This is a genomic window from Erwinia sp., assembly GCF_031978025.1.
Taxonomy (GTDB): domain Bacteria; phylum Pseudomonadota; class Gammaproteobacteria; order Enterobacterales; family Enterobacteriaceae; genus Erwinia.
Genome location: NZ_DALZCD010000215.1, coordinates 1 through 7591 on the forward strand (window position 1 = coordinate 1; position 7591 = coordinate 7591).

General features: G+C 51.3%; 8 protein-coding genes and 2 pseudogenes. 5 read left to right on the forward strand and 5 right to left on the reverse strand.

The genetic code is table 11. The annotated features are described in order from the left end of the window. Window positions 1–373 precede the first annotated feature (373 nt). The 4 genes and pseudogenes from RTK32_RS15960 to RTK32_RS15975 all read left to right on the forward strand — a co-directional run bounded on the left by RTK32_RS15960 (window position 374) and on the right by RTK32_RS15975 (window position 3025). Window positions 374–601: a hypothetical protein gene (locus RTK32_RS15960; RefSeq protein ID WP_312045682.1), complete on the forward strand. Its 228-nt coding sequence runs from the start codon at window positions 374–376 to the stop codon at window positions 599–601. Between the two features lie 405 nt (window positions 602–1006). Further along, window positions 1007–1320 (forward strand): annotated as a pseudogene (locus tag RTK32_RS15965) (type II toxin-antitoxin system RelE/ParE family toxin). Next, on the forward strand, window positions 1317–1595 hold the full coding sequence (locus RTK32_RS15970) for a helix-turn-helix transcriptional regulator (RefSeq protein WP_312045686.1): 279 nt from the start codon (window positions 1317–1319) through the stop codon (window positions 1593–1595). The pseudogene RTK32_RS15965 and the gene RTK32_RS15970 overlap by 4 nt, the downstream one beginning before the upstream one ends. 1301 nt (window positions 1596–2896) lie before the next feature. Then, complete coding sequence (locus RTK32_RS15975) at window positions 2897–3025, forward strand: hypothetical protein (RefSeq protein WP_312045688.1); 129 nt, start codon at window positions 2897–2899, stop codon at window positions 3023–3025. 50 nt (window positions 3026–3075) lie between these two features. Here RTK32_RS15975 and RTK32_RS15980 read toward each other — a convergent pair whose 3' ends face one another. The 5 genes and pseudogenes from RTK32_RS15980 to RTK32_RS16000 all read right to left on the reverse strand — a co-directional run bounded on the left by RTK32_RS15980 (window position 3076) and on the right by RTK32_RS16000 (window position 6300). Next, window positions 3076–3285, reverse strand: coding sequence for a hypothetical protein (locus tag RTK32_RS15980; protein ID WP_312045690.1), 210 nt, complete (start codon window positions 3283–3285; stop codon window positions 3076–3078). Between the two features lie 101 nt (window positions 3286–3386). Next, complete coding sequence (locus tag RTK32_RS15985) at window positions 3387–3584, reverse strand: hypothetical protein (protein WP_312045697.1); 198 nt, start codon at window positions 3582–3584, stop codon at window positions 3387–3389. Between the two features lie 4 nt (window positions 3585–3588). Beyond that, a pseudogene (locus tag RTK32_RS15990) lies at window positions 3589–3999 on the reverse strand (MFS transporter); the annotation flags it as partial. A 134-nt stretch (window positions 4000–4133) separates the two neighbouring features. Continuing rightward, window positions 4134–5054, reverse strand: coding sequence for a Kdo(2)-lipid IV(A) acyltransferase (locus tag RTK32_RS15995; RefSeq protein ID WP_312045692.1), 921 nt, complete (start codon window positions 5052–5054; stop codon window positions 4134–4136). A 151-nt stretch (window positions 5055–5205) separates the two neighbouring features. Further along, window positions 5206–6300, reverse strand: coding sequence for an NADH:flavin oxidoreductase/NADH oxidase (locus RTK32_RS16000; protein ID WP_312045693.1), 1095 nt, complete (start codon window positions 6298–6300; stop codon window positions 5206–5208). 211 nt (window positions 6301–6511) lie between these two features. Here RTK32_RS16000 and RTK32_RS16005 point away from each other — a divergent pair, with 211 nt between their 5' ends. Continuing rightward, window positions 6512–7564 carry a rhodanese-related sulfurtransferase gene (locus RTK32_RS16005; RefSeq protein ID WP_312045695.1) on the forward strand — a complete coding sequence of 351 codons (1053 nt, stop codon included), beginning with the start codon at window positions 6512–6514 and terminating at the stop codon, window positions 7562–7564. Window positions 7565–7591 lie beyond the last annotated feature (27 nt).

Sequence of the window (7591 nt, forward strand, 5' to 3'; positions counted from 1 at the left end):
CCCGCCGATTAACGCGTCGCTGACCGCGCACGTCGATACTACCCCAGCGCCCAGCCGCTTCTCGCGTCACCTGAGTGGTTATCCGGTCAGAAAATAGCCGTATTAATGCCATTCTGGCCAAAGCTTTTAACTCCTTGGTAAAAAATTCTTTAACGACGACCGCCGCATCTATAAGGACAGCCGCGCCATTTACGCACGTGTCGCTTATGAACGCTGGATCCGTCACGATGCCCGATGGGCCGATGTAGACGAAGACGTTTTCTTTGCGGAAGTCTTAGGGCGCGACGAAAACACCCAGCTTCATTATAAGCAGTTCAAGTTACATAACTTTTCGCGATCGTGGCATCCGGTAGCCAGTAATGAAAATCAGAGGTTGGCCGCATTACAGGCGCTTGATGATGAAATGCCCGGATGTGCGCAAGGGGATGCGGCGGTTCGTATGTACGCAACAGTAAAACAGATCATAGAAGAAAGCCCGGACGCGAAGATAACCAGCACAGTGCTCAGGAAAATGAAGTTTAAGCCGTCAATGGTCGCTTGTTATCTCGAATTTGTTGCTCCTGCCCCGGGCCAGAAGATCGGTGAGAACGGTCACTATTAGTTAGCCAGTGAGGCAAAAGCGCTGGTTCTGGATAACGCCGCGTTTACTGAGGATCTGGAAGAAGAAGACACCGCAGAAGGGGGCGACAGCGAGGTAGAAGACGAATCACTGGTCGATGACGAAATCGACGTGGAAAAAGAGCCACAAACCGAAGCGACGGAAATCACAGCCGATAAAGCCCCCCGCCCGCACTTTGACGCTCCTGAACGAAACGCGGATGGATAGTGGATCGTTCGCTATGAATTCAACGGCCAACATTATGCCTGGATCGGCGATGCTGGCAGCATTCCCGAAGCAATGTGAAAAGCGTGAGACGCTTATCAGGGCTGACCGATTGCGACCATGGCCGCAATTTATAAACTTAGCGTTAAAGCTATTATTCTTTTTTCACGGAGGAAGGGAGCCGTGTTTGAAGTTAAGTTTCACGACGAGGCAGCGCAAGAATTTTTAGCGCTACCGACGGTAATCAGGGAAAAAATTTCTAATATTTTAAAAAAAGCTGGAGATGACCCTTGTAAGCTGAGAGAACCAGACACAAAGCCGCTCGGAAATGGTTTGTTTGAAGTAAGGACGATGGGTGGCGATATAGACCGAGGGTTGTGGGTTTATCAGTCAGGCAGTAAAATTTACCTACTACGCATCTTTGTTAAAAAACGCCAAAAACGCTCACCACAAAGATTGCGTTAGCCTGGCAAAGACTGGAGGGTTTTAATAAATGAAAGGCAGAACATTAGCCGAAATCTATAACGAACAAATGCGCGACCCTGAGTTTCGCGCAGCATATGAAGCAGAAGAACGGAAAGAGCGTCTACAGGCACTCTTGGCCGAATGGCGAGACAATGCCGGTCTTACAAGCTCACAGGTTGCTGAACGCATGGGGATTAAGCCTCCAACGATCTCAAGAATGGAAAAAAACATCACAAGTGCCAGTTTTGAAACGCTGGCGCGCTACGCGAAAGCATGTGGCGTGACAAGCGCTACGCTGTTTTTCTGAGGCTTACGGGGCTTTGGCCCCGTTCCGGCACTAATAACAGACGATAAAGCCCACACGTCGTTGAGGACAGGTGTTATCACTACATAACACATCCCTTTTTCCTCTTCTGAAGTTTCTTCGGCTTTAAGCGGTCTGCGCTTATTGGAATTGCCCAGTTCTTCAAAATGTGCCACGGGTACACAGCGAAACCGAACGAGCCGAAATTCTCCATCAATCTCAGCAGCAATAATATTGTAGTCTTCCGGTTTAATTGCAGTATTAACAATTAAAAGCGCACTCCGGTTTATTCCTGTGAGGCGGGATCCGTTCCCAGCCTTAAATAATAAACTGACGGGGCGCTCGTATTGCAAATCGTATCGAGAGACAGCCGTTCTTCGACACAATCGGTTGCTAGTGAAGAAAAGCCCATAAACATTCAGCATTATTTTTTCTGTGTTTTGTACAGTATAATAATGCGTAAATTAAAGCAAAGGAATCCTTAAAAAACGTGTATGGGCTGAGCTTAAGGGCAGGGAAATTTAGGGAGGGGACTATTTATGTAGTAAGTCTCACAAATATAACGCATTTAACACGCCGCAGAATATCTATTAAAGTTGGCCTTTCCCTCTAAGAATGACGCTATTTATTAGGTACAAAAAACCGCCTGGGGAGGCGGTTAGATTGCGCGCTGGTGCGGGGACACTTAGCGCAACGGTCACTTACTGCAAGACCGGAAGTCATCACGTACTATTTTCCGTCACCTTGACGGCGTCGTCAAGGCGTGTTGGTATATTTTTAAGCAACTTAAAAAGGTGCCAGCCTACAGAAATGGTTAAAATTATTTCTAAATAGGCACAAGCCGCTTTATAATCAGTAGCGTGAAGGCTGTAGTCCGTAGCGTGTAAAGCTCATAACGTGAAAAGGCTCTTTAGTCGAGGTATGGATGGCCTGATGGGAAAAATTCAGGAGTTACACCGTCTGAATAGGTAGTGAGAAATTTCCCGTCTGGACAAGCGATGGATCGGAGGGTGTCAGCTGGCGCTGGCTTCCTGAAGATGCTTGCTGTGCAGAGTATCCGCGAGAAAACTTTAATGATGGATACACAAGCCACTCTTTACCATACCCCATTGCACATAGAGACGATGGGGAAGATTTTTGAGCGTGTCCTGAGGGAACGATGGGGATCGTTGAGGCAGACCCGAAAGGCGGGACATTTATGTAGTACCGCCGCTGCGAGACCGGAAGTCATCATTTCTTGTCGTTAGTTGGTTGTCCGTCTGCTACAAACGAGCTACGCAGCCCCAAGTGATTGAGGCTGAAAAATGGACGCAAAATTTTTTGCAATTGTTGTCCTGCTTGCAGTACTGAAATCTTTTGGAGGAGATACGCCTGCGATTAACATCCATGCGGATAACTTCCTTACGGTTTCTGTTACTAACGGCAGCAAGTAACCCATACATCAGCCGGGCTTGCCCGGCTTTTGTAATTCTGCAGCGGTATGTTAACGCCGATCGGCTTTTTCGGCGATAAGGTAAGTCAGACCATAAACCACCAGGCCCGCAATCAGAACCAGCAATGGGCCGATGATACGCATTGCCCCTTCATTAAGCGTTGCGGCCAGAAAGATACCTGTCACAACGGCCATCAGCACAAGCCCGCCTGACACCTCGGCTATCAACTTACGAACCAGCCTAATAATTTTCGATAGCATTGATAAATTCCTTTGAGGCTGTCGGGTTTTTACGCAGGATTTCGTCCATTTTGATATAGTTTTGAAGCGGCTCTTCAAAGAAAAAATAGAGCATATCGTAATCATTTACGCGCAACTTTCGCCACAACTATAAAATTTTGTAGCGATTGTTCCCGGTCGATACGCGCAGCCGTCTCAGCATCCATTTTCAGCCGTTCGGCCAATGATAAGTTTTTGCGTTCCCCGTCTACCAGAAATTTGAGGGATTCTTCGACACTTCCTGTTTTAGTTCGTGAACCATTTCCCATCGTGTAAGCCACGCGGCTTCTTCAGCCGAAAGTGAACGCTTGTAAGCGCATTGGCATCAGGCACGAAACCGCCTGACAGCGCCCGCAGCGTCAGAAACTGCCAGATGGAGGTGCTCAGTCCCATCAGCACCATCACTATCGCCATGCCAGGCGCTGAACGCAGCAGCATAATTTTCCGGCCTTTACGGTCGGCCAGGCCGTCACAGAAAGGTGAGGCGATAGCAGAGAACAAAAAAGGGATACTGAATACCACGCCCGACCAAAGATTCAACGAGTGCGGATCGGTGACGCCCAGCTGCTCGACGTAAAGCGGCAGAAAAGACATAACGAGACTGAAAGCCGTGCCGGTCAAAAAACAGCTGCGCCAGGCAGCAAAAAGGTTCTTTTGCCAGTTGATCGGGGAGGAAGCAATATCAGTTAAAGCCATCGTTGCAGCCTGGCCAGTTTGCGAGCGGGCTAAGTATGCGCTTAAAGCTCAGGACTCAATAGCGCGCAACGGGGGAAAAGCAGAAGGGTTGAGTCAGGGTTAAAGAAAGGGCGGAATCAGTTCCGCCCGAAATATTAATACAGGGAAGGTTCGCCCGCCGGACGCGTTTTAAAGCGGCAGTGCAGCCACATATATTGCTCCGGGGCCATCAGGACACCGTGCTCAACCACTTTATTCATCCGTGCGGCGGTCGCGGCTTCATCATCCACCGGCATATCGTTTTCCGCGGGCAGGATGACCATCTCGTAGCCTTTGCCGTGCGGTAAGCGGCGTGGGACAAAAGGGATCACCGCGGGCTGGCCGCTGCGGATCAATAAGTAGCTGCCTTTGGTTGAGGCCGCTTTATCCACGCCAAAAAAGGGCACAAACACGCTGCTTTTAGGGCCATAGTCATGGTCGGGCGCGTACCAGATAATATCGCCGCTTTTCAGGGCACGGATCATGCCTTTCAGATCCTTGCGATCCAACATGCTTTTATTGGAACGCATTCTGCCCCAGGTTTGCAGCCAGTCCAGCAGCGCATTATCGTTAGGGCGATAAACGCCGATGCCGGGATTATGAATGCCAAAGATACGGGCGCCCAGCTCCAGGGTCAGAAAATGCATGCCGATCAGCAGAACGCCTTTGCCTTCCTGATGCGCCTTAGCAATATGCTCCAGCCCGCTGACCTGAAACCATTTTCTGATGCGCCAGTCGGGCCAGAACCAGGCCATACCGGTTTCGATTAACCCCATGCCAACCGACTCAAAATTGCGAACCACCATGGCCTCGCGCTCCGCTTCCGGCATTTCCGGAAAGCAGAGCTCCAGATTACGGCGCGCCACCGCCACGCGGCGGGTGATAAAGCGCATAGACAGACGACCAAGGCCACAGCCGAGCCGGTAGAGCAGTGGATAGGGCAACAGCACCAGTATGTAGAGCAGACCAATACCCAACCAGGTAAGCCAATAACGGGGATGCAACAAAGCACGCGTAAATTGAGGCAGCTGAGTCATGAGTTTCCAGATCGTAAAAAGGGGCACCATTATGCTGCCCGGGAATGATTATTTATGACCTATTGTGCCATTTTTTAGCGGCGAACTGAAATAATGCGTGGGTATTCAGAAGGTTTAAGCGCCAGCGCGTGAACGCGCTGGCTAATTATGGCTAGGCGTTAAACAACCCTTTCACCTCGTGCGGTTCACAACGCCAGTATTGTTCAGGCGCGTCAACCTTTGCCCCCAGTTCTGCAGCAGCATGCCAGGGCCAGCGTGGGTTATACAGCATGCCGCGTGCCAGGGCGACCATATCCGCTTCGCCTTCGACCAGTACCGCTTCCGCCTGACGCGGTTCAGTAATCAGCCCGACTGCAATAACCGGAATGGCCACTTCTTTTTTAATGGTCGCCGAGAAAGGGACCTGATAGTTCGGGCCGACGTTGATTTTTTGCTGCGGAGCCAGACCGCCGCTGGACACGTGGATATAGGCGCAGCCTTCCGCCTCCAGTGCCTTGCTCAACGCAACGGACTGCTCCAGATCCCAGCCGCCCTCGACCCAGTCGGTAGCGGAAATACGTACGCCAACCGGCTTGTCTGCCGGGAAAACGCGGCGAACCTCGCGGAAAACTTCCAGCGTCAGTCGCATACGGTTTTCCAGCGAGCCGCCGTACTGGTCTTCACGCTTGTTGGAAAGCGGCGACAAAAACTCATGCAGCAGATAACCGTGCGCGGCATGAACTTCTACCAGATCCAGACCCAGACGATCGGCCCGAACAGCACTGTCGACAAAAGCCTGCTTAATCTCTTCAATACGTTCGAGCGTTAACGCGACCGGCGCGCTATCGCCGTCGTTAAAGGGCACCGCAGAAGGTGCGGAGGTCTGCCATCCACCCTGTTCCGGCTGCAGGTGTTTGCCACCACGCCAGGGGAGATCGGTGGAAGCTTTGCGGCCGGCATGGGCCAGCTGGATACCCATTGGCATGGTGGAATAGTGGCGTACATCCTGCAGCACGCTGCCCAGCGCCTGTTCGGTTTCATCATCCCACAGCCCCAGATCCTGCGGCGTAATGCGACCGGCTGCCTCAATGGCTGCCGCTTCGATAATCAGCAGGCCTGCGCCCGACAGCGCCAGATGGCCCAGGTGAATGCGGTGCCAAGCCGTGGCTTTGCCGTGTTCGGCAGAATACTGGCACATTGGGGCGATGGCGATACGGTTCTTAAGCGTTAACTTGCCCAGTTCGATGGGGGTAAATAGCTGACTCATGCAGTTTCTCCGTAAAAATTAAGTCGGAACAGGCTAACTATAGGCGGATTTTTTTGTGATGTTGGTCCGGATATGCTTTTCAGACCAGGGGCAGGCCCTGGCTTTTGTCACGTAAAGTTTTAACGATTCAGTGCGATTTTGGTTTGCTTCTGGCCCTGTTCAGGTATGATATCGCCCGCAAAATTTCTCAAAAGTCGCAGGAACGTACACCATGCCAGTGTTACACAACCTTGTTTCTAATGAAGAGCTGAAAGCGCGGATGTTGGCCGAGACCGAACCGCGCACGACCGTCTCTTTTTATAAGTATTTCACCATCAACGATCCCAAAGCGTTTCGTGACGCACTCTATATCGCCTTAACCAAACTGAAAGTGTTTGGGCGCGTTTACGTGGCCTCGGAAGGGATCAACGCACAAATTAGCGTACCGGCCAGCAATTACGAAACGATGAAGGCCATGCTTTACGCTTTCGATCCGGCGCTGGATAACCTGCGGATGAATATCGCGCTGGACGACGATGGAAAATCGTTCTGGGTGCTGCGCCTGAAAGTGCGCGAGCGCATCGTTGCTGACGGCATCGCCGATGAAACCTTTGACGCCAGTGACGTAGGCGGTTACCTGAAAGCGGGTGAGGTGAATGCCATGTTGGACGATCCGGAGGCGGTCTTTGTCGATATGCGTAACCACTACGAGTATGAAGTAGGGCATTTTGACAACGCTCTGGAGATCCCGGCAGACACCTTCCGTGACCAGCTGCCGATGGCTGTGGATATGCTGCAGGAAAGCAAAGATAAAAAAATCGTGATGTACTGCACCGGCGGGATTCGCTGTGAAAAGGCGAGTGCGTGGATGCGTCATAACGGTTTTGAAAACGTTTATCATATTGAAGGCGGCATCATTGAATATGCCCGTCGTGCTCGCGAACAGGGGCTGCCAGTACGCTTTAAGGGCAAAAACTTTGTTTTTGATGAGCGGATGGGCGAACGGATTTCTGATGACGTTATCGCGCACTGCCACCAGTGCGGCACGGCCTGTGATACGCACGTTAACTGCAAAAACGACGGCTGCCATCTGCTGTTTATTCAGTGCGCCAGCTGTGCGGAAAAGTATCACGACTGTTGTAGCCCTGTGTGTATGGAAGAGCTGGTGCTGACGCCGGAAGAACAGCGTGCGCGTCGTGCAGGTCGTGAAAACGGTAACAAAATTTTCAACAAATCGCGCGGCTTGCTGAATATGACGCTGAAAATCCCGACGCCGGATAATTAAGTTTTCAGCGCGTCGGCTGGCAGGGAT

Bases quoted from the DNA above. Each gene is read 5' to 3' on its own strand.
- RTK32_RS15970 (WP_312045686.1), top strand. From the start codon at position 1,317: ATGAAAGGCAGAACATTAGCCGAAATCTATAACGAACAAATGCGCGAC.
- RTK32_RS15995 (WP_312045692.1), bottom strand. From the start codon at position 5,054: ATGACTCAGCTGCCTCAATTTACGCGTGCTTTGTTGCATCCCCGTTAT.
- RTK32_RS15975 (WP_312045688.1), top strand. From the start codon at position 2,897: ATGGACGCAAAATTTTTTGCAATTGTTGTCCTGCTTGCAGTACTGAAA.
- RTK32_RS16000 (WP_312045693.1), bottom strand. From the start codon at position 6,300: ATGAGTCAGCTATTTACCCCCATCGAACTGGGCAAGTTAACGCTTAAG.
- RTK32_RS15980 (WP_312045690.1), bottom strand. From the start codon at position 3,285: ATGCTATCGAAAATTATTAGGCTGGTTCGTAAGTTGATAGCCGAGGTG.
- RTK32_RS16005 (WP_312045695.1), top strand. From the start codon at position 6,512: ATGCCAGTGTTACACAACCTTGTTTCTAATGAAGAGCTGAAAGCGCGG.